Origin of the sequence: Shimia sagamensis (assembly GCF_900182745.1) — a bacterium.
GTDB classification, from domain to species: Bacteria; Pseudomonadota; Alphaproteobacteria; order Rhodobacterales; family Rhodobacteraceae; genus Shimia; species Shimia sagamensis.
In genome coordinates, this window is record NZ_FXTY01000009.1 from 1 (window position 1) to 24,068 (window position 24,068).

25 protein-coding genes are annotated in these 24,068 nt (G+C 58.9%); 8 read left to right on the forward strand and 17 right to left on the reverse strand.

Translation table 11 applies throughout. The features are described from left to right. Positions 1-115: 115 nt before the first annotated feature. The 6 genes from QOL67_RS18710 to QOL67_RS18735 all read left to right on the forward strand — a co-directional run bounded on the left by QOL67_RS18710 (position 116) and on the right by QOL67_RS18735 (position 6,917). Positions 116-799, forward strand: a complete 684-nt coding sequence (locus QOL67_RS18710) for an adenylate kinase (RefSeq protein ID WP_283427514.1) — start codon at positions 116-118, stop codon at positions 797-799. Positions 800-870: 71 nt separating this feature from the next. Then, positions 871-1,131: a DUF4212 domain-containing protein gene (locus QOL67_RS18715; RefSeq protein ID WP_168591549.1), complete on the forward strand. Its 261-nt coding sequence runs from the start codon at positions 871-873 to the stop codon at positions 1,129-1,131. Between the two features lie 17 nt (positions 1,132-1,148). Further along, positions 1,149-2,936, forward strand: a complete 1,788-nt coding sequence (locus QOL67_RS18720; protein ID WP_283427515.1) for a sodium:solute symporter family protein — start codon at positions 1,149-1,151, stop codon at positions 2,934-2,936. Between the two features lie 177 nt (positions 2,937-3,113). Next, positions 3,114-4,949 (forward strand): DUF294 nucleotidyltransferase-like domain-containing protein, encoded by a 1,836-nt coding sequence (locus QOL67_RS18725; protein WP_283427516.1) that lies wholly within the window; start codon positions 3,114-3,116, stop codon positions 4,947-4,949. 19 nt (positions 4,950-4,968) lie between these two features. Beyond that, on the forward strand, positions 4,969-5,490 hold the full coding sequence (locus tag QOL67_RS18730; RefSeq protein WP_283427517.1) for a hypothetical protein: 522 nt from the start codon (positions 4,969-4,971) through the stop codon (positions 5,488-5,490). Then, positions 5,490-6,917 (forward strand): 3'-5' exonuclease, encoded by a 1,428-nt coding sequence (locus tag QOL67_RS18735; protein WP_283427518.1) that lies wholly within the window; start codon positions 5,490-5,492, stop codon positions 6,915-6,917. Before QOL67_RS18730 ends, QOL67_RS18735 begins: the two co-directional genes overlap by 1 nt. Positions 6,918-6,926: 9 nt before the next feature. Here the strand turns inward: QOL67_RS18735 and QOL67_RS18740 are convergent, their stop codons facing one another. Further along, positions 6,927-7,286: a PaaI family thioesterase gene (locus tag QOL67_RS18740; RefSeq protein WP_283427678.1), complete on the reverse strand. Its 360-nt coding sequence runs from the start codon at positions 7,284-7,286 to the stop codon at positions 6,927-6,929. On the opposite strand from QOL67_RS18740, the gene QOL67_RS18745 reads away from it, so the two are divergent. Further along, positions 7,285-7,440, forward strand: coding sequence for a hypothetical protein (locus QOL67_RS18745; protein ID WP_283427519.1), 156 nt, complete (start codon positions 7,285-7,287; stop codon positions 7,438-7,440). The genes QOL67_RS18740 and QOL67_RS18745 overlap by 2 nt on opposite strands. A 17-nt stretch (positions 7,441-7,457) precedes the next feature. Here QOL67_RS18745 and pdeM read toward each other — a convergent pair whose 3' ends face one another. The 6 genes from pdeM to tmpA all read right to left on the reverse strand — a co-directional run bounded on the left by pdeM (position 7,458) and on the right by tmpA (position 14,131). Further along, a complete protein-coding gene (gene pdeM, locus QOL67_RS18750) occupies positions 7,458-8,120 on the reverse strand; it encodes a ligase-associated DNA damage response endonuclease PdeM (protein ID WP_283427520.1) in 663 nt (220 codons plus the stop codon). 113 nt (positions 8,121-8,233) lie between these two features. Then, complete coding sequence (locus QOL67_RS18755) at positions 8,234-10,657, reverse strand: ligase-associated DNA damage response DEXH box helicase (protein ID WP_283427521.1); 2,424 nt, start codon at positions 10,655-10,657, stop codon at positions 8,234-8,236. Positions 10,658-10,661: 4 nt separating this feature from the next. Next, complete coding sequence (locus tag QOL67_RS18760; protein WP_283427679.1) at positions 10,662-10,952, reverse strand: ArsR/SmtB family transcription factor; 291 nt, start codon at positions 10,950-10,952, stop codon at positions 10,662-10,664. A gap of 103 nt (positions 10,953-11,055) precedes the next feature. Further along, the gene (locus tag QOL67_RS18765; RefSeq protein WP_283427522.1) at positions 11,056-12,285 is read right to left on the reverse strand and encodes a mandelate racemase/muconate lactonizing enzyme family protein; all 1,230 of its coding nucleotides are present in this window, start codon (positions 12,283-12,285) and stop codon (positions 11,056-11,058) included. 122 nt (positions 12,286-12,407) lie between these two features. Beyond that, positions 12,408-13,007 carry a (R)-1-hydroxy-2-trimethylaminoethylphosphonate oxygenase gene (tmpB, locus tag QOL67_RS18770; protein ID WP_283427523.1) on the reverse strand — a complete coding sequence of 200 codons (600 nt, stop codon included), beginning with the start codon at positions 13,005-13,007 and terminating at the stop codon, positions 12,408-12,410. After that, complete coding sequence (gene tmpA / locus QOL67_RS18775) at positions 13,004-14,131, reverse strand: 2-trimethylaminoethylphosphonate dioxygenase (RefSeq protein ID WP_283427524.1); 1,128 nt, start codon at positions 14,129-14,131, stop codon at positions 13,004-13,006. Before tmpA ends, tmpB begins: the two co-directional genes overlap by 4 nt. Positions 14,132-14,238: 107 nt before the next feature. Here tmpA and QOL67_RS18780 point away from each other — a divergent pair, with 107 nt between their 5' ends. Next, positions 14,239-15,102 (forward strand): LysR family transcriptional regulator, encoded by an 864-nt coding sequence (locus tag QOL67_RS18780; RefSeq protein ID WP_283427525.1) that lies wholly within the window; start codon positions 14,239-14,241, stop codon positions 15,100-15,102. Here QOL67_RS18780 and QOL67_RS18785 read toward each other — a convergent pair whose 3' ends face one another. The 10 genes from QOL67_RS18785 to QOL67_RS18830 form a co-directional block, all read right to left on the reverse strand. After that, positions 15,103-15,474, reverse strand: a complete 372-nt coding sequence (locus tag QOL67_RS18785) for a hypothetical protein (RefSeq protein ID WP_283427526.1) — start codon at positions 15,472-15,474, stop codon at positions 15,103-15,105. It lies immediately after the preceding gene. Positions 15,475-15,497: 23 nt separating this feature from the next. Then, positions 15,498-16,586 (reverse strand): Zn-dependent alcohol dehydrogenase, encoded by a 1,089-nt coding sequence (locus tag QOL67_RS18790; protein WP_283427527.1) that lies wholly within the window; start codon positions 16,584-16,586, stop codon positions 15,498-15,500. A gap of 96 nt (positions 16,587-16,682) precedes the next feature. Further along, complete coding sequence (locus QOL67_RS18795) at positions 16,683-17,885, reverse strand: TCR/Tet family MFS transporter (RefSeq protein WP_283427680.1); 1,203 nt, start codon at positions 17,883-17,885, stop codon at positions 16,683-16,685. Between the two features lie 172 nt (positions 17,886-18,057). Beyond that, on the reverse strand, positions 18,058-18,822 hold the full coding sequence (locus QOL67_RS18800; RefSeq protein WP_283427528.1) for a lyase family protein: 765 nt from the start codon (positions 18,820-18,822) through the stop codon (positions 18,058-18,060). Between the two features lie 19 nt (positions 18,823-18,841). Continuing rightward, positions 18,842-19,552: an alpha/beta fold hydrolase gene (locus QOL67_RS18805; protein ID WP_283427529.1), complete on the reverse strand. Its 711-nt coding sequence runs from the start codon at positions 19,550-19,552 to the stop codon at positions 18,842-18,844. Next, entirely contained in the window at positions 19,545-20,333 is a 789-nt protein-coding gene (pcaD, locus tag QOL67_RS18810) for a 3-oxoadipate enol-lactonase (RefSeq protein ID WP_283427530.1), read from the reverse strand. Before pcaD ends, QOL67_RS18805 begins: the two co-directional genes overlap by 8 nt. A gap of 2 nt (positions 20,334-20,335) precedes the next feature. Beyond that, the gene (locus tag QOL67_RS18815; RefSeq protein ID WP_283427531.1) at positions 20,336-21,538 is read right to left on the reverse strand and encodes an endonuclease/exonuclease/phosphatase family protein; all 1,203 of its coding nucleotides are present in this window, start codon (positions 21,536-21,538) and stop codon (positions 20,336-20,338) included. After that, positions 21,539-22,513: a threonine ammonia-lyase gene (locus tag QOL67_RS18820; protein WP_283427532.1), complete on the reverse strand. Its 975-nt coding sequence runs from the start codon at positions 22,511-22,513 to the stop codon at positions 21,539-21,541. Next, the gene (locus QOL67_RS18825) at positions 22,510-23,355 is read right to left on the reverse strand and encodes an alpha/beta fold hydrolase (RefSeq protein ID WP_283427533.1); all 846 of its coding nucleotides are present in this window, start codon (positions 23,353-23,355) and stop codon (positions 22,510-22,512) included. Before QOL67_RS18825 ends, QOL67_RS18820 begins: the two co-directional genes overlap by 4 nt. After that, positions 23,356-24,051 (reverse strand): haloacid dehalogenase type II, encoded by a 696-nt coding sequence (locus QOL67_RS18830; RefSeq protein WP_283427534.1) that lies wholly within the window; start codon positions 24,049-24,051, stop codon positions 23,356-23,358. It lies immediately after the preceding gene. Positions 24,052-24,068: the final 17 nt, after the last annotated feature.

Here is a 24,068-nt window from a genome sequence, read left to right on the forward strand (position 1 = left end):
ATCCTGCGCAAGATTGCTGAGAACGACTATGGCGCCCTGGGTGATACCAGCACACTGGCCGATCCCGGCGTGGTCGATGATCTCATCGAAAATCGCATGAACAAAGGGTAAGCGCATGTTGGATACAGTCAAAACAAGCGCCCCTGTCCTGATCTTGCTCGGGCCCCCTGGGGCCGGGAAAGGCACTCAGGCGCGGATGCTGGAGAACCAATTTGGTTTGGTACAGCTGTCTACTGGCGATCTGTTGCGTGCGGCTGTGGCGGCGGGTACCGAAGCCGGTAGGGCCGCGCGGGCGGTGATGGATGCAGGCGATCTGGTCTCTGATGAGATTGTGATTGCCATCCTGCGCGACCGCCTGAAAGACGCAGATTGCGCCAAAGGTGTGATCCTTGACGGGTTCCCACGCACCGGTGCGCAAGCTGAAGCCTTGGACGCATTGCTGGCTGACAGTGGTCAGCGCATCAATGCCGCCATCAGCCTAGAGGTGGAAGACAACGCCATGGTGAGCCGGATTTCTGGCCGCTTTACCTGTGGTGATTGCGGCGAAGGCTACCACGACAGCTTTAAACAACCGGCCAAAGACGGCGTGTGTGATCAGTGTGGAAGCGCTGACTTCAAGCGCCGTGCGGATGACAACGCGGAAACCGTTGCCAGCCGACTGGAGGCGTACCACGCGCAGACCGCGCCTTTGATTGCTTACTACGACGGCAAAGACGCGCTGAAGAAAGTGGATGCGATGGGCGCGATTGACGCCATTGCCAAAGAACTGAGCGCGATCGTTTCTGAAACGACCGCATGAGGGAAAGCACTGCGCGTCCCTAGCTGGGCGCGTCGGTGTGGAGGAACGGAACCGAGAGGGAGGAGACATTAATGTCTGACAACTCATCCAACGACGCATATTGGAAAGCCAATGTGCGCATCATTTTGATCAGCCTCGTGATTTGGGCGCTGGTCTCTTTTGGGTTTGGCATTCTGCTGCGCCCAATGCTTGCGGGGATCTCCGTGGGCGGGTCTGATCTGGGCTTCTGGTTTGCCCAGCAAGGATCGATCCTGGTCTTCCTGGCGCTGATCTTCAACTACGCCTGGCAGATGAACAAACTCGACATCGCCCACGGCGTTGACGAAGAATAATAAGGATCTGAGGGACAATGAGCCAATTCGCAATCAACCTGCTGTTTGTGGGCGCGTCATTCGCGCTTTACATCGGCATCGCGATTTGGGCCCGCGCTGGGTCCACATCTGAATTTTACGCCGCAGGTCGCGGCGTTCACCCGGTCACCAATGGTATGGCGACAGCGGCGGACTGGATGTCCGCAGCCTCGTTTATCTCCATGGCTGGCCTCATCGCCTTTACCGGCTATGACAACTCTTCCTTCCTGATGGGCTGGACCGGTGGCTACGTGCTACTGGCGTTGCTGCTTGCGCCGTACCTGCGTAAGTTTGGCAAGTTCACAGTGTCGGAATTCATCGGCGATCGTTTCTATAGTCCAACCGCCCGTATTGTGGCTGTGGTCTGTTTGATCGTGGCCTCCACCACCTACGTGATTGGTCAGATGACCGGTGTGGGCGTGGCCTTTGGCCGCTTCCTGGAGATTTCCAACACCGCTGGTTTGCTGATCGGTGCTTGTGTGGTTTTCGCCTATGCTGTTCTTGGCGGCATGAAAGGTGTGACTTACACCCAAGTGGCCCAGTATTGCGTACTGATCACCGCCTATACCATTCCAGCGATCTTCATCTCGCTGCAGCTGACCGGAAATCCGATCCCAGCTCTGGGCCTGTTTGGCGATCACGTTGCCTCTGGTGAGCCGCTGCTGGCCAAATTGGATGCAGTTGTGACTGAGCTTGGGTTTAAGGAATACACAGCCCACCACGCCGACACGCTGAACATGGTGCTCTTCACCCTGTCTCTGATGATCGGTACTGCGGGTCTGCCACATGTCATCATGCGTTTCTTCACAGTGCCTAAAGTGTCTGACGCTCGTTGGTCCGCTGGCTGGGCGCTGGTGTTTATTGCTCTGCTCTATCTGACAGCCCCGGCTGTTGGTGCGATGGCGCGTTTGAACATCTCTGAGCTGATGTGGCCAAACGGCGGCATCTCTGGTGATGCTGTGACAACACAGCAGATCGAGAACGAGCCAGAGTATGACTGGATGGCCACATGGCAGAAAACCGGTCTTCTGAATTGGGAAGACAAAAATGGCGACGGCAAGATCCAGTTCTACAATGACAAGAACGAAGATCTTCAGGCGATGGCCGCGGAAAAAGGCTGGGAAGGCAATGAGCTGACCAAGTTTAACCGTGACATCCTTGTGCTTGCGAACCCGGAAATCGCAAACCTGCCGTCTTGGGTGATTGGTCTTGTGGCCGCGGGTGGTCTGGCGGCGGCGCTGTCGACTGCTGCGGGTCTGCTGTTGGCGATCTCTTCAGCCGTGTCTCACGACTTGATCAAAGGGGCGCTCAACCCGAACATTTCGGAAAAGAACGAGCTCCTGTCCGCGCGTATTGCGATGGGTGTGGCGATTGCAGTGGCAACGTGGCTGGGTCTCAACCCTCCTGGATTTGCGGCGCAAACCGTGGCCTTGGCCTTTGGTCTGGCAGCTGCATCGATCTTCCCAGCACTGATGATGGGGATTTTCTCCACCAAAGTGAACAACGTGGGCGCCGTGTCTGGCATGCTGGCAGGTTTGACCGTGACCTTGGTCTACATCTTCCTGCACAAAGGCTGGCTGTTCATTCCGGGCACCAACTCCTTCACCGATGCTGACCCACTTTTGGGTACGATTAAGTCGACCAGCTTTGGTGCCATTGGTGCAGCCGTGAACTTTGCAGTGGCTTACACTGTATCGGGCATGACCAAGCCAATTCCCCAAGAGATCAAAGATCTTGTGGAAAGCGTGCGAGTCCCCCGTGGCGCAGGTACGGCTCAGGACCACTGAGCCCTTGCGCCCCCCTGACGGCGGGTTGTCCCCCAATCCGCCGTCATTTTAATTTGGTTGCCTCCGATCACGTCGGGGGCAACTTTTCTCTTCGATGATAGTATCTTGATGTCGAAAGCACTGCTGCGGCAGCGCGCCCGATTGCCGCCCGATACCCCTGCGTGACAAGGTGAGCCCATGTCGTTAACTCATGATCAAATCACCCGTTTTTTGCGTTCTGTGCATCCTTACGACAGCCTGCCTGATGAGGCGTTGCAGGGATTGGGCGCGGCATTTGAAATTCAAGTTCTGCCCAGAGATGCGCAGATCTATCGCCTTGGGGAGACACTCAAGGGCTTGTACCTAATTTACAGTGGCACCGTTGAGGTGACCGACGAGAATGGTGTCGTGGTGTCCCATTTGGGGTTGCGCAATTCTTTCGGCGAGCGTGGGCTGCTGCGCGATGGTGTGGCTGTGACCAGCGCCCGTTGTGAGAGTGAGACCACTTTATTGATGTTGCCCGTTGCGGCGTTTCAGGACGTGCGCAGCACCGAAGGTGCCGTGCAGCGTTTCTTTGACCGGGCAGGGCCCGTGGGTCGCAAGGCACCAACCAACGATCTGGCGACGACAGAAGTGGCCACCATGATGGCACGCAAGCCGATCACGCTCACGCAAAATGACACGGTGCGAACGGCGGCACAAAAAATGCGTGACTCCGGTATTTCGTCGCTTTGTATTGCGGACGGAAAGGTGCTTGTTGGCATTGTCACCACGGGTGATTTGGTGGGCAAGGTACTGGCTGGAAACCAACCGCCTGACACAGCCGTGGCAGAGATCATGACACGATCGCCGCGCACGTTGCCGTCCTCTGCAATTGGCAGCGATGTGCTTCATATGATGATGGAACATGGCATTGGCCATATTCCGATTGTCGATAATGACAAGCTGGTGGGCATTGTTACCCAGACCGATTTGACTCGGTTTCAGGCAGTCACCAGCGCGGAGATGGTGCGTGAGATTGCGCAAGCCGAGACGGCGGAGGAGATGGCCAAAGTCACCGCGCGTATTCCGCAGCTTTTGGCGCAATTGGTGGGAACCGGGCATCGGCATGACATTGTCACGCGCTTGATCACCGATGTGGCCGATACCGCCACGCGGCGGTTGCTTGCGCTGGCTGAGGCCAAATTTGGAGCACCACCGGTGCCCTATGTCTGGCTGGCCTGTGGTTCTCAAGGACGACAGGAGCAGACAGGTGTCAGTGATCAGGACAATTGCCTGATCCTGAATGACGCGGCCACTGACGAGATGCGCGATGGCTACTTTGCCGATTTGGCCGGATTTGTCTGCGATGGGCTCAATACTTGTGGCTATGTGTATTGTCCCGGAGACATGATGGCGACAGCGGACCGGTGGCGGCAGCCGCTGCGGGTGTGGCGTAAGTATTTTGCCGGGTGGATCACGACCCCAGACCCAGAGGCGCAGATGCTGGCCAGCGTGATGTTTGATCTGCGCCCAATTGGCGGAGCGCTCAATTGTTTTGCGCGGCTGCAAAACGAAACATTGGCGGCCGCGTCACATAACTCCATTTTTGTAGCGCATATGGCATCCAATGCGCTCAAGCATCATCCGCCGCTTGGCGTGTTGCGCGGATTGGCGACCATTCGCTCTGGCGAGCACAAAAACCAGATTGATATGAAGCACAACGGGGTAGTGCCGGTGGTCGATCTGGGCAGGTTGTGTGCCTTGCAAGGTCGGCTGACGCCTGCGAACACACGCGCGCGATTGCGAGCCGCTAGTGACGGTTCGGCGGGTATCTCGTCCTCTGGCGCAGCGGATCTGCTTAACGCGTATGACTTGATTGCGGAAATGCGGCTGGACCATCAGCTGCGGCAAATCCATGCTGGGCAGGCGCCAGACAACTACTTGTCTCCGGCGGATTTGTCAGACTTTGAACGCAGCCATCTGCGCGACGCCTTTGTGGTGGTCAAATCGCTTCAATCCGCGATTGGCCATGGGCGCGGCGCATTGAACTAACAACAAAAAGGGGCCGGAAATGTTTCTGGAACTGATCGCGGTAATTTTTGCAGGCATGGCCGGCGCAGGGTTGATGGCAATCATCAGCAAGGTTTCCGGCGGACGTTTGCCCAAATGGATGACACCATTGGCCGCAGGTGGGGCCATGATCGCAGCAACAATAAGCTCTGAATACAGCTGGTTCAGTCGCACCACGGAAACTTTGCCGGAGGGGTTTTCGATTGTGGAGACCGTGGAAACAACGGCGTTTTACCGCCCTTGGACCTATGTGGTGCCTTTGACCGAACGTTTTGTGACGCTGGACACAGCTTCTGTGCAGACCAATCCGACGCAGCCAGATTTGCGGTTGGCGCAGGTCTATTTTTATGGTCGTTGGTCGCCGCTCAATCGTCTGAACGTAGGAGCCGATTGTGGCAAAGGCCAACGCGCGGCACTGACCGACGGGATTAGCTTTAATGACGGAGGCACCATCGAAGGTGCCAAGTGGGTAAACGTGCCGGACCAAGACCCGTTGCTGGATGCGATATGTGAGGTGCGGTGATGGCTAAGGGGGCAATTTTGGCGGGGTTGTCTCTGCGGTTTCGGATCTTGCTGTTCTTTGTGCTGTTGGCGCTTGGCGGTCTGGCGGTCATGCTGGGCGCGCTTTGGGTAGGCTATCGCAGCGCGCTCAGTGATGGGATTGCCAACGGGTTTTTACTGGCTGGGATCATCGGCGGGTTTGGCTTTCTGGGGCTCGCTGTGGGCATCTGGCTGTTGTTTGACGAGAACGTCGCCAAGCCGATCCAAGCACTGTCCACCACTTTGCGCGCACGGGCACATTCTGGTGTAAACGCCACGGTGGACACCCATTCGGCCCGATATTTGGGGGACCTTGCGCCTGCGGTTGAGGCCGTGAGTACGCGGTTGAGCAATGCCACAATTGATATTGCCCAAACCGTGGCGCAGGAAACTGAGACCCTGAGTTCGGATCGGGATCAGTTGACCGCCTTGTTGACTGAAATTCCGGTGGCGATCTTGTTGGTCGGGCCAGACCACCGGATAGTGCTTTATGATGGACAGGCTGCAGGCACCTTGGCGCAAATTGCGCCACCGCGCCTGAATGCGTCGATCTTTGATTACCTGTGCAAGGAGCGGGTGTTGGATGCACATGAGCGGTTGATGCAAGAGGGGGCAGAGGTGGCATTTGAGGCCGCGTGTCCTGATGGGCGGGTGTCGTTTGATGCACGCTTAAAACCGTTGCGGGGCACGCACAGTTATATGATCCTGATTGATGATGCCCATGCTGAGATTGCACCAGACGCAGAGCGCCCGCTGACGTTTGATTTTGAACTGTTGGGGGATCAACCAATTTCAGACCTGGCAGCGCGGCGGCTCGATCAAATCCCGTTTGTGGTGTTCGATTGTGAAACCACGGGATTGCTGCCACACAAAGACGAGCTGGTGCAACTTGGCGCGGTGCGCGTTCTGCGTGGCGAGATTGTGCATGGCGAGTCGATGGACCGGTTTATCCATCCCGGCCGTCCCATTCCGCCAGCCTCCACTAAGGTGCACCACATCACTGACGCGATGGTGGCTTCTGCGCCGCCACCCAAATCGATTGTGGCAGAGTTCCATCACTTTGCGCGAGACGCGGTGATTGTGGCCCACAACGCACCGTTTGACATGGCATTTATGCATCGGCACGGCAATGAGATGGAGATCGACTGGCCGCAGCCAATACTGGATACGGTGCTGTTGTCAGCAGTGTTGTTTGGCACCACGGAAAAACACACGCTGGATGCGCTGTGTGAGCGATTGGACGTGGTGATCCCGGAACACTTGCGCCACACGGGGCTTGGCGATGCGCAGGCCACGGCGGAGGTGTTGTGTCGTATGCTGCCAATGCTGGCAGCGCGGGGGCACACGACGCTGGGTGATGTGTTGGAACAGACGCGCAAACATGGGCGCTTGCTGGACGACATGAACTGAGTGGCGGGCCTACTTAGGCCAGATGGGAACCATAGTGCCGGTCATCAGCGCGATCTGGGTGCGGGCGTCGCTGTCGATGGCAAAGACCTCTGCCTGTACAATCACCAACCGTTTGCCAGGCTTGATCACCTTACCAATGGCTTCCAAGCGGTCTCCCTTGGCGGGCGCAAGCAGGTGGATTTTCATTTCGCTTGTGAGAACTTCGGCCTCTAAAGGCATGACAGATAACGCAGAGTAGCCCGCAGCGCTGTCGCCAATGCCAAAGGTGAGGGCCGCATGGCCAAACCCGTGCTGCTGTTTGCATTCTTCAAGAATGGGGGCGCTGAGAGTTACACTGCCGTGTGATGTCTCTGTGATGGATGCGCCAATGGTTTACATCATGGATTGCTTGCCAAAGCTACTGTGGATTTTGGTGTTGATGTCTGGTGACATGGCCGTGGGCTCCCTCTCATCGCTGGCCAGCTTGAGTGCGCAAACCAAAGAGGTCAACGCGCGACGTGGCGTATTTCTTGAGAAGCAGTAAACGATTAGCCGCGCCGGTTAACGTGGCATGGGCAGTTGGCGTGGGGTTTGACCGGTCATGATGGCCATGGCTTCGGATCGCATGAGGGTGGCCAAAGCAGAATCGTCGGACCGAAGGCCGCCAGTGTACGTTCCATAAGCCGGAAGGATCACGCGGTCGCTGTCAAACAAGAAGGCGGGCCGCGAGATATTGCGTAGGCGAGTTTGGACACGAACTTTGGGGTGGTAATGTCCTGAAACCTCGCCGCTTTTTCCTTTTTGTGCGATATGACGAAACGTCAACGGTGGGACCGGCAGTTCCGCCAAATGCGTGCCACCTAGGTCAACGGGCCCGGGATCATGATTGCCTTCGATCCAGACCCAGCGACGTCCAGCTTGAAGACGGGAAATCCACAGCCGATCCGCTTCTGACAGGGTCTTGGCGGCTTCGACGTCATCAAAGCTGTCGCCTAGGCAAACCACGGAAGCCGCGTTGCTGGACTGGAGGTCATTTTCCAATCTTATCAATGTGTCACGGGTCTCATACGGCGGCATTGCGGGCCCGCCACGGCGCAAAACACGTTCGGTTTTGCCCAGATGCAAGTCGGAGACAATCAAGATGCGCTGATCTTCCCACCACAAGGCGCCTGAGCCAAGTGCCGTGAGGGTAATGCCTGCCAGAGAGAAGGTAACGCCGTTCATGGTATGTTCGTACGCTGACCGCCCAATTGGATCAAGAGGGCAGTTACTCCAGTTGCATAATTCGAACATTTCTCTGTCAATTAGGCGGCTTTGTGCGCGTCAGACTTCAATACCTAAACCTTTGAGAGCCCGCTGTCGTTCATCAAGGCTGCGGTCTCTTCCGCAAGCAAACGCTCCTCTGCGCTGCCGCTTTGAACGGGCACTTTGCCCACTTCCAATAACAATGGCGCGGCGAGTGGTGTCACGTGAGGCGCCGCGACATGGTCAATCCGGCCCTCGACATTATTAAGCAACACCTCGATCCGCGAAAAATCCACCAGACCGCGCAACGCCTCTTCGCGAGTGATTTGCATCAAGACGTGATCAGGATCGTATTTGAGCAAGGTATCGTAAAGAATGTCTGAACTGAACGTTGCTTGCCGTCCCGACTTACGCGCACTTGGGCTGTTGCGCTCGATCAGGCCTGCAATGGTGGCGGCGCCTCGGAAGGTTTTCTTCATCAGCGCGTTGCCCGCGAGCCAGCCGTCGAGACCGCTTTTCAGGGTTTGTAAGTCAAACAACGGGTGTGGATCGACCACTTTGTCCAGGCCCCAAATAAGGGTGGCATAGTCTGAGGAAACAAACCCCATGGGGGCCAGGTCCATGTCTTCCATGCGCTTGGTCAGGAGCAGGCCCAGAGTTTGCTGCGCGTTGCGCCCGGCAAACCCATAAACACACATGTTTTGGCGGCCATCACGCTCAAATGTTTCCACCAAAAGGCGGCCTGGTTCTGGCAGGCGAGACATGGAACGCTGTAGCTGTAGCCAGTCGGCGGTGTGGGCGGGCAGGTCAGGCCAGCTGTCCGCCTGCAGGTAGCGCAGGGTGCGTTGCGATAGCTGGGTTGAGGTGGAGAACTTTGTACCGGAAAACACAGCCACGCGCGGTTTGCGACTGGCGTTGCGGGAGACCTGTACGGTCATGTCCCGCAGGCCTTCGTAGCGCACAATTTGGCCGCCAATCAGGAAGGTATCACCCGCAGTTAGGGTTGCGGCAAAGGCTTCTTCGACTTCGCCCAGAGGTTTGCCACCGCGGTTGCGCTTGAGCTGTACTTTCAGCGTGTCGCTGTCTTGGATGGTGCCTGCGTTCATCCGCAGGCGGGCGGCGGCACGTGGGTCGCGCAGTCGCCATTCTCCGTCAGGGCGTTGTTGCAGTCTTTGCCAGCGATCATAAGTCTTTAGCGCGTAGCCGCCAGTGGCGCAGAACTCTAGGCAGGTGTCAAAAGCGTCGCGGGTCAGGTCAACATAGGCACCCGCAGTGGTCATTTCGGTGTAAAGGCCGTCTGCGTCAAAAGGGCCGGAGGCGGCGCGCAACAGGATGTGTTGGCACAGCACGTCACGCGGACCGGGACCGCGGGGATCACCGTCCAGATCACCCTCCAGTACGGCCTGAAGCGCGTTGACGCATTCAACAACTTCCCAGCGGTTGGCGGGCACCAGAAGGGCTTTGGAAGGGGCGTTGTAGCGGTGGTTCGCGCGGCCAATGCGTTGTACCAGGCGTTTGACGTTTTTGGGGGCACCCACCTGAATGACAAGGTCGACATCGCCCCAGTCAATGCCAAGATCGAGGCTGCCGGTGCAAACTATGGCACGCAGGTCGCCGCGCACCATGGCGGCCTCAACTTTCTCCCGCTGCTGGCGATCAAGGCTGCCGTGGTGGATGCCGATTGGCAGGCTCTCGTCATTGGCAAGCCACAGATTGTGAAAGAAAATTTCCGCTTGTGCGCGGGTGTTGTGAAAGATCAGCGTGGTCCTATGCGCCTTGATCTGCTCCAGCACAGCCGGGATGGCGTAAGCCGCGCCGCCGCCGAGCCAGGGCGGGGCCTCGTCGGTTTCCAGCATGGCAATGTCCGGTGCGGGACCGGGATCCGCGTAAAGGATTTTGCACGGGTCCGGATTGCGCGCGAGGAGTTTGGCGATGTCTTCCGGGTGGTCCACCGTGGCGGAGAGACCAACCCGTTTGAGGTCTGGGCAGAAGGATTGCAGGCGGGCGAGCGCGAGGAAAAGCTGATCGCCGCGTTTGCTTTCGGCCAGGGCGTGGATTTCATCAACAACCACGCGTTTGAGGCCTTTGAAGATGCGGGGTGCATCTTCGTAAGAGGTTAAAAGCGCGAGACTTTCCGGGGTCGTGAGGAGGATGTGCGGCGGGTCGACGCGTTGGCGCCTTTTCACGGTTTGCGAGGTGTCACCGGTGCGGTCCTCAATGCGGATGTCGAGATCAATCTCCTCCACCGGTGCGCGCAGATTGCGTTTGATATCAGCGGCCAGCGCCTTGAGTGGGGAGACGTAGAGAGTATGCAACCCTTCGTGTGGGGTGGTCGCGACATCGGCCAAAGTGGGCAGGAACCCAGCGAGGGTTTTACCGCCGCCTGTGGGTGCTATCAGCAGGGTGCAGGGATCGTCGGCACGGGCGAGCATGTCGCGTTGATGTGGGTGCGGTTGCCAACCTCGGTTGGCAAACCAAGCCTCGATATTGTCTGGGATCGCCGTTGCGTTCGGCAAAGGGTCAGGCCGCGTTGGGGTCGCAGAAAAGGTTATACAACAAAGAGATAACCTGGGAGGTGTTGTCGTCTGCCAAGTTGTAGAAGATGGTCTTGCCGTCGCGGCGTGTTGAGACAAGGCCTTCGTCTCGAAGACGCGCCAGCATCTGGCTGACAGCGGCCTGGCGCAAGTCCAAAAGCGCTTCCAATTCGGACACCGATTTTTCACCAGATCCCAAGTGGCACAGGATCATCAAACGGCCCGAATGCGCCAGCGTTTTGAGGTAAGCTGCTGCGGCTTCGGCGTTTTTCTCCATCTCGGAGGGCGGTGCTGGCGGGGTTTGGATATTCACGGTAATGGGCCCAATTGCTCCTGACTGTGCCTCATATAGCATCGACCGCTCCGGTTTTCGAGATGTCTTACGATTTTAGTGGGGCACCGCCTGCAAACGCGTTGCCGTTGACATAGTCACAAGGGGCGTCCTGCATTTGTAAGTGTAGTCCAGCACCGTCAAATTTGTGTTTTCTGGCAAGGGTTTCGTTGACTTCGATGCCGAGCCCTGGAGCTGTTGGTGGTATGACAAAGCCATTCTCGACTTTGATCGAAGAAGAGATCAAAGCGTCGTGGAACTTGGTTTCGATGGTTTCGATCATCAAGAGGTTGGGGATGGAGGCCGCCAGGTGGATGTTTGCGGCCCACTCAACGGGGCCGGCGTAGAGGTGCGGGGCGATTTGGGCGTTGTAACACTCTGCCATTGCAGCAACTTTTTTCATTTCCCAGATGCCGCCCGCGCGGCCAAGAGCGGGTTGCAGGATTTCGGCAGCGCCGGTGCGCAGGACTGTTGCGAATTCGGACTTGGTGGTCAGGCGTTCGCCGGTAGCCACTGGAATCCTTACGTTTTTTGCAACACGGGCCATGTCTTCGATGTTGTCCGGTGGGGTGGGTTCTTCATACCAGAGCGGGCTGTAAGGTTCCAGCGCTTGGCCGAGGCGGATAGCGCCTGCTGTGGTGAATTGACCATGGGTGCCGAAGAGCAAATCTGCTTTGTTTCCAACGGTTTCGCGTATGGCAGCGCAGAAGGCGACGGACATGGAGATGTCGCTCATTGCAGGCATGTGGCCGCCGCGCATGGTGTAGGGGCCAGCGGGGTCGAATTTCACCGCTGTGTAGCCTTTTTCTACCATGGTCAGCGCGCTTTCTGCGGCCATTTCCGGCGAGGTCCAGAAGTTGGAAATGTTATGGTGGTCAAGGGGATAGAGGTATGTGTAGGCGCGTAGGCGTTCGTTCATCAACCCGCCCAAAAGCGCATAGACCGGGCGGTCGCGATCTTTGCCCAAGATGTCCCAACAGGCGATTTCGAGCCCCGAGAAGGCGCCCATAACCGTTAAGTCAGAGCGTTGCGTGAAGCCGGATGAGTAGGTGCGGCGGAACAAACGTTCAATGTTTTCAGGGTTTTCGCCCTCAAAATACCTTTCAAAAACATCGCGGATCACGGCTTGCATGGCGTCGGGGCCAACGGAGGAGGCGTAACATTCGCCCCAGCCGGTGATGCTGGTATCTGTTTGAAGTTTCACCAAAATCCAGTAGCGCCCGCCCCAGCCAGGGGCGGGGGGCGCGGTGACGATGATATCCAGATCGGTGAGCTTCATCGGCTTAATCCTTACGACAGCGTTCGATGAAGTAAGGGGCCTTTTTGAAGTCAAAATCAACGTCGGTATTTTGTCTGTATCGCGACTGTTTCGCGGTGGTGCGTATTTGCGCGGTGGGTTTGTTAATCTGAAGACGTGTTAAGGTGCGCATCCACCACCCGCTGTACCATGGGCGCAAAATGCCAATAATCCGGCGTGACCATGTCGGCGCGTTTTCCAGCCTCGTCGAGGTAACGAACCTGAATGATCTTCTCCAAGTTGGGGTTGGCTTCAAAAGTGGTGACTTCGTCCTCAGACATTGGTCCGCCTTGTAACTCCAATGTGTGCACAGAGGCGGCGGAGAGGCGTTTGAAGTATTCCGGTTTGGTGGCGCAGAGGTAGCGTTTGGCGGCGACGTGATAGAGCACGCAGTCGGTGACCACCGAGGGGAAGAACGGCGCCAGCACTTCGGCGCCGGCGTCTTCGTGGTGGCGGTCTTCGGTGTCGTTGGGATGGTAGGTGCCAAACTCGGAGGTGAAATGGCCGATGTCATGTAGGAGGGCGCTTACGATGACGTCTTCGGGCATGCCGTTTTGCTCGGCAATGGTGGCGCCTTGTAACATGTGTTCCGCCATAGTGACTGGCTCACCGAGGTATTCCTCGCCGCCGCGGCGGTCAAAGATGTCTCCCAAGAAGGCGACGATGTTGCCCTGCGATAGGGTAGAGAAATCTGGCTTGCTCATGCGTTTGCCTCCAGCGCCGCGAGGGTGGAGAGCAGCCCGTCTTTGTCTGCGTAGCAGCCTTGGAGCCAGCGTTTGCCGGCGCCGGAGTAGCCTTTGCGGGCGTGCAGGACGCGGGTGTTGTCGACAATGAAAGCTTCGCCGGGGTTCAGCTTGAAGCGAACTTCGGATGCTGGATCGTCGATGATGTCTGAAAGCTGACGCATGGCGGCATAGTACGCGGGCATTTTGTCAAATGGTACGTCCACCGGAGCAGCAGAGGAACGGGCATTGAAACGCACCGATTGCAGTGTGCCTTCCGGCGTGAGTTCGATCACCGGACGACGGGAGGAAAGGCGTACGCCTGCCTCTCCGGCGTATTCAAAACGAGCCGAGTAGTTGTGCAAAAGTGCAAATCCTTCGGGGTTTTGTTCGCGTAGCTTTTGTGCAGCTGCAAAGCCATCGACCACCATATTCGCGCCACCCTCAGCAGAGTTCTCAAGGCAGGATAAGATTTGCAGTGAAGGCACCGGGTCGCGGTAGGGATTGTCGGTGTGAGCCTGGAGACCCAACCCAGTAAAGGCGAGGTTGGTTGGGTTGACCTCTGTGCGAACCTCAAAATGGCGGCCGTAGTTGGTTTCGCGCACATAGCCGAAAAGGTCGACAACCTTGAACAACGCGCCGGATTCCGTGGGCAGGCCGGAGACTTTGGCAAAGCCGTAACGGCGGATGGCGGCGAGCCATGTGCGTTTCGCCTCGGCGTTTGTGGCGAGGTCGGGGTAGTGGCCGGTGGGCACGGTGTCATTGAGAGCTTCGCCCCAGGTTTCTGCGTGTTCCGGCAGGTGGCCGGGCGTGGTGTCCTGTGGGAGGTCATAGGCGTTTGCGAGCAGCCACGCGATGGGGAAGGAAACCGATTTGTTGTCATCTGCAAAGGAGATATCAACGGCGCTCTCGGAGGCTTCTGCCGTGGCGAGTGCGCAGTTGTCTGGGAGGTCCGCCAAGGTTATCAGCCGCTGTCCATTTCCGGGATCGCGCGTATCTGCATCCAGCGCGTTGTGGCGCAGCCAGACACCGTGGAAACGGTGGGCGCCGGACGGTGTTGTGAGCGTAAGGATTTGATTGTCGGGAGAGAGCTGCACCTGGGTCATGAGACGTCCTTGGGTTGGGTGAGGGCGATGATATCTTGTCGACAAACTGGGGATGCGTAGGCATAAATTCAAATTATCCTTTTTCATCCTGAGAGGTGGTTTTTCTAATGGATAAAACTGGGTTTGATCATCTGCCACTGGAGTGGGTGCGGGCGTTTGAGGCGGCGGCGCGGCTGGGCAGTTTCACGGCGGCCGCACAGGAAACAAGTTTGACGCAATCGGCGATCAGTCAGCGGATTGGGCATCTGGAGGCGCGCCTTGGAACGCAGTTGTTTGTGCGCCAAGCGCGGCGGATCACCTTGACAGCGGATGGCGAGGCCTGGCTGCCGCATGTGCAGGCTGCCTTGGTGGGGTTGCGCGACAGCACGGAAGCGCTGTTTGGCGTGTCGCGTAATCGGCTGACCATTTCAGCAAGCGGCTCGATCAATGAGCTATGGCTGGTGCCGCGATTGGAGCAGCTCGCTGAGGTGAGCGGGGCGCAGATCACGCTGAGCACGATGGTTGTGGCGTCCGGCGATACCAAAGACGATGCGGCGGTTCGCATTCGGTATGGCAGTGGCGATTGGCCGGTGGCCTACGCGGTGCCGCTGTATGAGGAGCGGTTGAGCCCGGTGGTGGCACCCGCGTTGCTTGGGCGAGGAGCCTGGCAGACGTTGCCACGGTTGTCGGTCTCGGGGCCACGGCCAAGTTGGCGGCGGTGGTGTGCACAGACGGATACGTCTACGACGCCGGTATCCCATCTGCGGTTTGACAGCTTTTGCGCGGGACTGGCGGCGGCGCGGGCCGGGCAGGGGGTGCTGCTGGCGTCCCTACCTTTGGTGCAGGCGGAGTTGGACGCCGGGCGGTTGGTGCGGGTGGCGGATGAGGTGCTGCGCCACCATGAGACCTATTGGCTGCTTGGTGCCAAAGAGCGGTTGTCGCGGCGGCAGTGGCGGCAGTTGTCGGGATGTTTGGTGGACGGCACGGCGTAGTTAGGTCCCTATGGATTCGGCGAAGGCTTCCAGCTCGCGCTCGATTTCACTGATCGCAGCCTGGGTGCTGAAGAAGTAGAGGTCCGGGGCGTCGACGTCATCCATGAAGGCTTCGATTTCGACCCGGACTGGATGGCCGTCAAAGTCGGCTGTGATTTTCCAGCGTTTTGTGTCCTCGACAGGGATGTCACTTACAGCACCGCCGATGGCTTTGGCGATGTCTTCGGGGAAGGCAAAGCGGCGGTTGTTGGCCAGTTGGGTCAGGAAAGGCGCCACTTCTTCTGCGTCGAAGTTCATCGAGGTCTCAGACGTGATCGGCGGCGGCGCCTTGGGGGCGTTGGGTTTGAACAGTTCGGTGACAAACTTAAGCACGGTGGTCTCCTGACGGAATGGGGTCAGCGCTCAAATACAATCACATTGCGCTTTGCGCTACCGGTTTTGGTGTCGGCGATGGCCTCGTTGATCTGGTCCAGCGTCCAGCGGCCAGAGATCAGCTCGTCCAGCTTCAGGCGGCCTTGCTCATAGAGGTCGACCATCCACGGGATGTCGCGTTTGATCACCACGTCTCCCATTTTGGAGCCCTGCATGCCCTGGCCGATGGCAGCCATGATAACCGGCTCGTAGGTGGATTTGGCACCGGAGTGTGGCATGCCAACCATGATGACCTTGCCGCCCGGTGCAAGGTAGCGCGGGGCGTCGTCATAGGCGGGGATGGCACCAACGGTGACAATCACGGCGTCCGCGCCGCGACCCATGGCGCGCATGGCTTTGATGAAGGGCTTTTTGTCGGTGGCAAGCACGCCGTCGGTGGCGCCGAATTCCTTCGCGATGGCGAGTTTTTCTTCGCTCATGTCGACGGCGACGATGCGGCGGGCACCGGCAATGCGCGCGCCCTGGATGGCGTTGAGGCCCACGCCGCCGGCGCCAATCACCACCACGTCCTGACCGGCGCGGATTTGGGCGGCGTTCACAACCGCGCCAACGCCGGTGATCACACCACAGGCAATCAGGCTGGCGGCTTCCATCGGGATGTCTTCGGAGATTTTCACCACTTGCGATTGGTCGACCACGACCTTTTCAGCGAAGGCACCACAGGCCATGGCCTGATGCAGTTTGCCGCCGTCGGCGGTGGTCAGCGGGCCTTTGTCGCCGTCGTATGGCGTGGAGCAGATGACTGGCTTGCCTTCGGAACAGGTGGGGCAGGTGCCGCAGGCGCGGATCAGGGTGACAATGACTGGGTCGCCTTCCGCGAGGCCGGTCACGCCATCCCCCACGGAGGTGATATGTCCGGCGGCTTCGTGGCCGTAGACCGCAGGCAGACTGCCACCCCAAGCGCCGTCAGCAAAGGAAATGTCGGAATGGCAGATGGCGACGGCGGAGAGGTTGACCTCGATCTCGCCCATTTGTGGCGCGCGCAGGGTGACGTCTTCGACGACAAGGGGCTGGCCAAATTCATGGCAGACGGCGGCTTTGATGGTGCTCATGAGCGAGGAGTCCCTTGTGTTTGGTGTCACGTCCAGTTTGCGCCAGCTTAGGCACGGGCGGACGGTTCAATCCAGACATAGGGTGTCGTTTTTTGCCTAAGTGGCGCGACGTGACTTTGCAAAAACCGCAATTGCGATCATCAAAAGGGCAGCGGCGAGCAAGAAGGGCGCCCCCGGCAGGTAGAGCACAGCGTGTTTGTCGGAGAAATGCGCGAAGGTTTGCGTCATCACCAAAGGGGCCGCGATATGGGCCAGTGAGGTGAGTGAGGCGGAGATGCCTTGCAACTCGCCCTGGGCATCGTCCGAGACACGGCGGGACATAATGCTTTGGAGTGCGGGCAAGCCTACAGAGGAGAGTGCAGCGACGGGGATGCCGATGAACAGGAGGATGCCGTTGGAGATCACGGCGAGATAGATCAGGGCGACAACTTCCAATCCCAATCCGATCACAACGGTGCGGCGGTTGCCAAACCACTTGGTGAACGGGCCAATCAGGGTCGCCTGCACAATGGCAAAGCAGAGACCATAGGCGGTGAGGCTGAGGCCAATCATGGCTTCTTCCCAGCCAAAGCGCTCGATGATGAAGTAGGGCCAGATCGCGGGATAGACTGCCGCAGCAATTTGGTAAAAGAAGAAGACAATCAGTAGGTTGGTCATGGCAGGCAGCTTGCCAAGCGCTTGCAGGGCTCCCAGTGGATTGGAACGACGCCATTCAAAAGCGCGGCGGTTGGCGTCGGTCACAGTTTCCTTGAGCACCATCCAACCCAAAAGCGCGTTGCCACCTGCCAGAACTGCGGCGGCCCAGAACGGTGCGCGGGTGCCAAATTGGCCCATAATCCCGCCTATGACAGGCCCAAAGACAAAGCCCACGCCCATGGCGGCGCCGATCATGCCAAAGGCTTTGGCCTTTTCTTTGGCGTCGGACATGTCCGCCATATAGGCCATGGCGGTGGCGTAGGTGGCCGCGGTGATCCCGGCCACGATACGGCCAATCACCAAAATCCAGATGTTATGTGCAAGGGCCATGATGACATAGTCCGCCGACATCACCGCAAGCGACACCAGCAACACCGGACGGCGGCCAAAGCGGTCTGAGAGATTGCCCAGAAGTGGACCGCAAAGGAACTGCATGAAGGCAAAGACGGTCGCAAGAATACCACCCCAAACCGCCGCTGAACCAAGATCACCGCCAGCAACCTCTTGAATGAGGTCGGGCATCACCGGGATGATCAGGCCGATACCCATGGCATCGATCATCACCGTGGCCAGAATCACAAATATTGGCAGGCGGTTGCGCATCATAATGACTTTAACTCTATGGTTGCATCAGGGCAGGAAAACGCATGTCGGTCAACTGATTACTTGGCTGGGCAGCTACATTCTGTGCGTTGCATGTAACGCACGGGGCGCGTGTCGCGCAGGCTGGCGCGGCCCAAAGGCCGCTTCAAGCCTTCCGTCACGGAAACGGTACTCAGCTAGCGGTGGCCATCAGGAGCAGCGACAGGCTGCTGAGCGCGATCTGTGGCAGATAAAGGGGTTCGCTGGCCGCGCAAGAGGTTTCCTGAAGCAGGGCGTTGAGGCCAAGCAGCTGCGCGCGCAGGGCGGTGCTGGTCGCTGTGTTTGGGGCCGTGTCTGCAGCGGTGTCACCTGCCAAGGTGAGCCAGTTTGCGACGGCGCGGATTGGGGCGCGGGCATCTTGCGGCGCGCCGAGCTTGAGTGCTTCAGCGATGGCCGCGCCGATCTCAGGGGCATCTTTGAAGGCGACACGCAGACAGGTTTCCTTCAGCATCGGCAGCTCGGCCAGCAGCTGTGTTTGTGCATTGCTGTCCGGCAAAGCCTTGAGCGCGGTTTCAGCCTGAGCAAGTAGTTGGCGCAGACGCAGTATCAGAGCGGTGTCCGCCACGTCCTGTGGGTCGGTGTTGTGCATCAGGTGCTGGCTGTGTGGCGGGGCTTCCATGGCTTTGGCAAAGGCAGCCACCATACCCGGGATATAAGTGCCGTCTTGGGCCATTTCGTTTGCCAATCCCGCCGGATCGACCTGCACTTCCATGGAACTTCTGTGAATAAAATAGGCGCTGTCCTGAGGGATATCGCCGCGCGCGCCCTGAGCCTCGGCCAATGTACCCAGGACCAGCAGTGCGGCGCGGATTTCGGCGCTGTGGGTGAACAGGCGACCAGCCTCACCCACCGGGTAGAGTTTGGTGAACATCGGGCTGTCAAAAACGGAAGCGGTCATGTGCGCGGTCTTTCTGGCGTCAGGCTTTTAGGATGCGATCAATCAGAGCGGCAAGGCCGGTGGGATCGGCAAAGAAGGGAGAGTGGCTTGTGGCCATTTCATAAACGTCGGCCGTTGGCCAGTCTTCTGTCATGGTGACCTGAAACTCTGGTGGGATGGCTTGGTCATTCATGCAGCGAATGTAGCTGCGTGGGGTTTGGCGGTGCCCGTCGCCTAGGGCGATTTTGATGTTTTGTGCGGCGATGGATTGCGGCGACAGGTGTGCCAGGGCGAAGTCTTCGGTGCCGGGTGGACAATCGTGGTAGAGGGCGTCGCGAAGCTGCGCGGGGTCGAAGGTGTAGCTTAGGCCATCTTCGTGTCGCTGGATGGCTTGCATCAACGGCTGGCGCGGCGCGGCGATGCGCATGTCGGCGGTGGAGTGGTTGTCCCACGGAGTATAGGCACAGAGGTAAATCAGGCGGGCGATGCGGCCGGGGGCAAGGTCCGCGGCGCGGGTGATCGGGAAGCCGCCCCAACTGTGGCCCAGAACAACGGTGTTGTCGCCAAGTGCGTCGATGACGGATTGGGCGCAGCTGTCTAGGGTGACGTCGGCCACCGGGGTTGTGTCCTCACCGTGCGACGGCATGTCGATGGCGCGGGCGGTATGGCCCAAGGCTTCGAGGGCCGGGATCAGATCGCGATAGCACCATGCGCCGTGGCAGGAGCCGTGTACCAAAAGAATGTCAGACATGGCCGGTTTCTTTCATGAAGTCAGTGAGGAGTGCGGCGTAGGCTTCCGGTTTCTCGACGCAAGGCAGGTGGCCGGTGCGGCGCAGCAGTTCCAGACGCGCGCCGGGGATCAGCTCTACGGTTTCACGCACCAGATCGGGTGGCGTTGCGCCATCTTCGGAGCCGGCAATGCCCAGTGTGGGCAGGCGTAGGCCTGAGGTGGGTGTGTAGAAATCGGTGCCTTGGATAGCGGCGCAGCAGCCTGCGTAGCCTTCGGGTGGGGTCGCTTCCAGCATGGCTTTCCAATGGGAGAGTTCTGGGCGGGTTTGGAAATCACGGGAGAACCAACGCAGCATGATGTCGTCTGACATGGCGGGCAGGCCTTTGGTCCGCACCGCGTCGATCCGCTCTTCCCACATCTTGGGAGAGCCGATTTTGGCGGCGGTGTTGGACAGCACCATGGCACGCACCAGATCGAGGCGTTTCACGGCGAGGCCTTGCGCCACCATGCCACCGATGGACAGGCCAACAACCAAGGCGTCTGTCACGTTGAGATGCTCCAGCAGGGCTTCGGCATCTTTCACCAATGTGCCCATGGAATAGGGGGCGGGCGGCACCTCACTTTCACCATGGCCGCGCATGTCATACCGCAAGATGCGCAACCCGTCGGGCAAGTGCGCCAGGATCGGGTCCCAGAGGTGCAGCGTGGTGCCGAGCGAGTTGATGAACAGCACCGGCGCGCCGTTGGGGTCACCTTCGTCGCGGTAGTGGGTGTCGATTTGGTTCAGAGTGGCGGTTGGCATGGTCAGTCTTGGTCTTCGGTTTTGAGGCGCATGTGGGCCATGATTTGCCCGTGGTCAGAGGCGAGTTTATTATAGGGCGCTTCGGCGTGGCTGCCATCGGTGAGATGGTCGTTGAGCACGCTGAAGTATTCCATTTCGCCGAGGCGGTCCGGGTTGTCCGGGTGGAAGTGCTGGCTGAGATAGATTTGATCGATGCTTTCGTAAACCCCTCCAAAGGCGGTGGTGTAGACCATGTCGCGCAGGGATTTGCGGGTGAACAAGGCTTCGGCGGAGGTCAGGCGGACGGAGGTGACAGCCTGTTGGATGGCGTCGTTTTCGGCGCGTTTATACCGGTCATTGGCGTGTTTGGCATCATGGCGCAGCATCCAGCTGTAGTTGCGGAAGGGCACTTCGCCGGAGATGATTTCGGAGCTGACCGCATGTTCGCCATCGTTGAAATCCCCCAGCACCATGACCGGGCGGCCTTGGTTCAGCTCTTCGACAATGGCGCGGCGCAGCACCCAGGCTTCGGCCATACGGCGCAGGGCGGCGCGCATGGCGCCCATGGCGCGGCCCAGCGGGTCGTAGTTGGTGAGGTCAGCCTCAGACGCATTGCCGTCGGCGTCACGGGGGAATTCACCCAGTTTGGATTTGAGGTGGCAGTTGAAGACGGTGATGACTTGGTCGCCAACAGGAATGCGGGCTTTGAGGATCGGGCGCGAGGTGCGGCGTAGCACAAAGGCACCGGAATCGTCGCCATCAAGGCCCTGAAAGGGGATTTCGACGGGGGTGTCGAGGTCTTGGATGATCTCGGGTGGTTCGGCAAAGCCATAGCGCGACAGGATAGCGACCCCGGGGCGGCGATGACCGGGCTCGCCGGTGTCGTTCACGTTGGGCGCGACAAATAGGCCGCCGTCGCCATAGGGCGTGTAGCCGAGTTTGCGGAAGATGGCCTTGCGATGGTAGCGCTTGGATTTGTCGGGGATTACGGCTTCGTTGGACTCTTCGCCGATGCGGTCCGCCTCTGCAATCACGGCGCGCAGGGACGGTTCGTCAAAGATCTCCTGAAAGCCTACGATGTCAGCGTCCATGGAGAAGAGCTGACTGGCGGTCCAGTCCTCTTTCCAGGCGTGTTCTTCGGGCGTGTAGGATTGGAAGGTGTAATACTCCTGATCCGGGCCAATCAGGTTTTTTACGTTGAAAGAGGCGATGGTGAAGTTGGTCATTTACGGGAACCTTTTAAGAGCATCAGCAAAGACACTGGCGTCGACATTGCCGCCGGTACAGACGGCAACCACAGCGTCGCCTTCGATTTTGTCGCCATGAAACAGCGCGGCAGCCAGCGCGCAGGCGCCGCCGGGTTCGGCGACAATTTTCAGGCGTTTGAAGGCGAGGGACATGGCCTGCAGCACTTCGTCTTCACTCACAACAAAGCCAGGGCCGACCAAGCGTTGCAGGATTGGGAAGGTGAGGTCGCCGGGTTGCGGCGTGATGATGGCATCGCAGATGGAGCCGGTTTCAGTTGCGTTACGTTGAATGCTGCCAGTGGCCAGCGAGCGGGCGGTATCATCAAAGCCTTCGGGCTCTGCTGGGCGCGCGCGCATGTTGGGGGCTTCGGCCTCCAAAGCCAATGCGATGCCCGCGGTCAAACCACCGCCACCGCAACAGGCAATCACGTCGCCAGAGGTCACGCCAAGCTCGGCGGCTTGGGTTGCGATTTCGAGCCCCACGGTGCCTTGGCCTGCGATCACTTGAGGCTCGTCATAAGGCCGGATCAGGGTCAGGCCGCGCTCGTTTGCAATTTTGTCGCCAACCTCTTCGCGGCTTTCGCCACCGGTGCGGTCATAGAGTACCACTTCGGCCCCCAGCGCGCGGGTGTTGTCGATTTTCAGTTTCGGCGCGTTAGTGGGCATGATGATCACGGAAGGCGCGCCGTGCGCGGTGGCTGCGGCGGCAACGCCTTGCGCGTGGTTGCCAGAGGAGAAGGCAATCACACCGCGTTTGCGGGTGGCTTCCTCCATCGCGGATACAGCTGACCAGCCGCCTCGGAATTTGAACGAGCCTGTGTGTTGGAGACATTCGGCTTTCACTAGGACGCGACGGCCAGCAATTTCATCCAGAAACGGCGAGGTCAGCATGGGCGTCACCCGAGCATGGCCTTGGATGCGGTGCGCGGCGGCGCGGATCATGTCGATGTTCATGCGGGTTCTCCGGTGGGCAGTTGCGCAATCCACTGGTGCAACACGTCGAGGCACTCTAGCTCATCGAGGAAAGGCACGTGGGCGCGGTCTTTGACTTCGGTGGCCAACATGGGCGCGCGGCCCTGCATCTCAGCAAATACCTCCTGGCTGAGAATGTCAGAGTTTTTGCCACGCAGCACGGCAAGCGGACGGCCTTTGAGTTTGTCGAATTGGGGCCACATGTCGCCAGCCGGGGCTTTGGGATCAAACTCGGCCAGCACTGCGTTGCGCAGTTTGGGGTCGTAGTTGATGTTGAGGCCGGTGTCTGTTTCGACAAAATGGTGTGCGGCCTCTTCGGCCCAGCGGCTGGCCGGCACATTGTGAAAGCCGGGCAGGCGGGTGGCGAGCGCTTCAGTGGCCTCGGCGTGGGTGGTCCAGACCGGTTTGCGGCCGATGAAGACAAGGATGACCTCTAGGCCAGCGGTTTCAATCACCGGACCAATGTCGTTGAAGCAAGCGCCGGTTATGCGGTTGGGGGCCATCTCCATCAGGGTGAGGGCAATCAGCCCCCCCCGTGAGGTGCCAAGAATGGCGGTGCGGTCGATGGCCAAGTGGTCGAGCAGGTCCAACGCGTCTTGGGCTTCGCGAACGAGATTGTAGGTGTTGAAGTCTTCCGCCCAGTCCGATTGGCCGCGGCCGCGATAGTCCATGCGGATCACGCGGGCGTTGCTCAAGTGAGGGCGCACATAGTCAAAATCGCTGGCATTTCGGGTCAGGCCGGAGAGGCAAAGCACAACCGGGCCGGGCCCGCCGGTGTCGTCAAAATAGAGCGACAGGCCATCAGAGGTGGTGAAATGGGGCATTTACAGTCTCAGCAAATCAGGAACAAATTTCAGGTCGGTTAAAACAAACTCGGGTTTCCACGGCAGGCGATCAACTTGTTCGCCGCTGTTGCGATGCACCCAGCAGGAGCGGAAGCCAAAGCCAGCGGCACCGGCGGCGTCCCAGCCATTGGAGGAGACAAAGATCACCTCTTCGGGTTGGCAGTCAAAACGTTTGGTGACCAGTTCGTAAACCTGATGCGCGGGCTTGAAAATGCCCACGTCTTCGACGCTGAGCACATCATCCAGCAGGTGGGCGATACCGGCGTTTTGCACCGCGCCGTCGAGCATTTTGGGGGAGCCGTTGGAGAGAATCGCGGTGTTCATACCGGCGTCTTTGAGCTCTTGAAGGGCTTTGGGGGCTTCAGGGTATGCGCTGAGTTCCCAGTAGAGCTGCAACAAGCGTTCGCGCAACTCCCAGTGCTCCGGCGCATTGAGTTTCACCACGTCCAGTGCGTTGTCGAGGGCGTTTTGGGTGACTTCCCAGAAATCGGTGTGGGCGTTGGTGATGGCCCGGATCCAGGTGTATTGCAGTTGTTTGGCGCGCCAGACTTCAGCCACTTTGGGCCAGTGTTTGGCAAAGTCTTCGCGGCCCGGCTCTGCAGCCAACTCGCGGGCGGCGGCAGATACATCAAAAAGTGTGCCATAGGCATCAAAGACAAAGGTTGTGGTCGCCATCGTTTCCTCCCGATTTG

What these genes read in the sequence shown, in the direction of transcription:
- QOL67_RS18710 (WP_283427514.1), top strand. Translation starts at nt 116, where the DNA reads ATGTTGGATACAGTCAAAACAAGCGCCCCTGTCCTGATCTTGCTCGGG.
- QOL67_RS18715 (WP_168591549.1), top strand. Translation starts at nt 871, where the DNA reads ATGTCTGACAACTCATCCAACGACGCATATTGGAAAGCCAATGTGCGC.
- QOL67_RS18720 (WP_283427515.1), top strand. Translation starts at nt 1,149, where the DNA reads ATGAGCCAATTCGCAATCAACCTGCTGTTTGTGGGCGCGTCATTCGCG.
- QOL67_RS18725 (WP_283427516.1), top strand. Translation starts at nt 3,114, where the DNA reads ATGTCGTTAACTCATGATCAAATCACCCGTTTTTTGCGTTCTGTGCAT.
- QOL67_RS18730 (WP_283427517.1), top strand. Translation starts at nt 4,969, where the DNA reads ATGTTTCTGGAACTGATCGCGGTAATTTTTGCAGGCATGGCCGGCGCA.
- QOL67_RS18735 (WP_283427518.1), top strand. Translation starts at nt 5,490, where the DNA reads ATGGCTAAGGGGGCAATTTTGGCGGGGTTGTCTCTGCGGTTTCGGATC.
- QOL67_RS18745 (WP_283427519.1), top strand. Translation starts at nt 7,285, where the DNA reads ATGGTTTACATCATGGATTGCTTGCCAAAGCTACTGTGGATTTTGGTG.
- pdeM (WP_283427520.1), bottom strand. Translation starts at nt 8,120, where the DNA reads ATGAACGGCGTTACCTTCTCTCTGGCAGGCATTACCCTCACGGCACTT.
- QOL67_RS18760 (WP_283427679.1), bottom strand. Translation starts at nt 10,952, where the DNA reads ATGGAGAAAAACGCCGAAGCCGCAGCAGCTTACCTCAAAACGCTGGCG.
- QOL67_RS18765 (WP_283427522.1), bottom strand. Translation starts at nt 12,285, where the DNA reads ATGAAGCTCACCGATCTGGATATCATCGTCACCGCGCCCCCCGCCCCT.
- tmpB (WP_283427523.1), bottom strand. Translation starts at nt 13,007, where the DNA reads ATGAGCAAGCCAGATTTCTCTACCCTATCGCAGGGCAACATCGTCGCC.
- tmpA (WP_283427524.1), bottom strand. Translation starts at nt 14,131, where the DNA reads ATGACCCAGGTGCAGCTCTCTCCCGACAATCAAATCCTTACGCTCACA.
- QOL67_RS18780 (WP_283427525.1), top strand. Translation starts at nt 14,239, where the DNA reads ATGGATAAAACTGGGTTTGATCATCTGCCACTGGAGTGGGTGCGGGCG.
- QOL67_RS18790 (WP_283427527.1), bottom strand. Translation starts at nt 16,586, where the DNA reads ATGAGCACCATCAAAGCCGCCGTCTGCCATGAATTTGGCCAGCCCCTT.
- QOL67_RS18795 (WP_283427680.1), bottom strand. Translation starts at nt 17,885, where the DNA reads ATGCGCAACCGCCTGCCAATATTTGTGATTCTGGCCACGGTGATGATC.
- QOL67_RS18800 (WP_283427528.1), bottom strand. Translation starts at nt 18,822, where the DNA reads ATGACCGCTTCCGTTTTTGACAGCCCGATGTTCACCAAACTCTACCCG.
- QOL67_RS18805 (WP_283427529.1), bottom strand. Translation starts at nt 19,552, where the DNA reads ATGTCTGACATTCTTTTGGTACACGGCTCCTGCCACGGCGCATGGTGC.
- pcaD (WP_283427530.1), bottom strand. Translation starts at nt 20,333, where the DNA reads ATGCCAACCGCCACTCTGAACCAAATCGACACCCACTACCGCGACGAA.
- QOL67_RS18815 (WP_283427531.1), bottom strand. Translation starts at nt 21,538, where the DNA reads ATGACCAACTTCACCATCGCCTCTTTCAACGTAAAAAACCTGATTGGC.
- QOL67_RS18820 (WP_283427532.1), bottom strand. Translation starts at nt 22,513, where the DNA reads ATGAACATCGACATGATCCGCGCCGCCGCGCACCGCATCCAAGGCCAT.
- QOL67_RS18825 (WP_283427533.1), bottom strand. Translation starts at nt 23,355, where the DNA reads ATGCCCCATTTCACCACCTCTGATGGCCTGTCGCTCTATTTTGACGAC.
- QOL67_RS18830 (WP_283427534.1), bottom strand. Translation starts at nt 24,051, where the DNA reads ATGGCGACCACAACCTTTGTCTTTGATGCCTATGGCACACTTTTTGAT.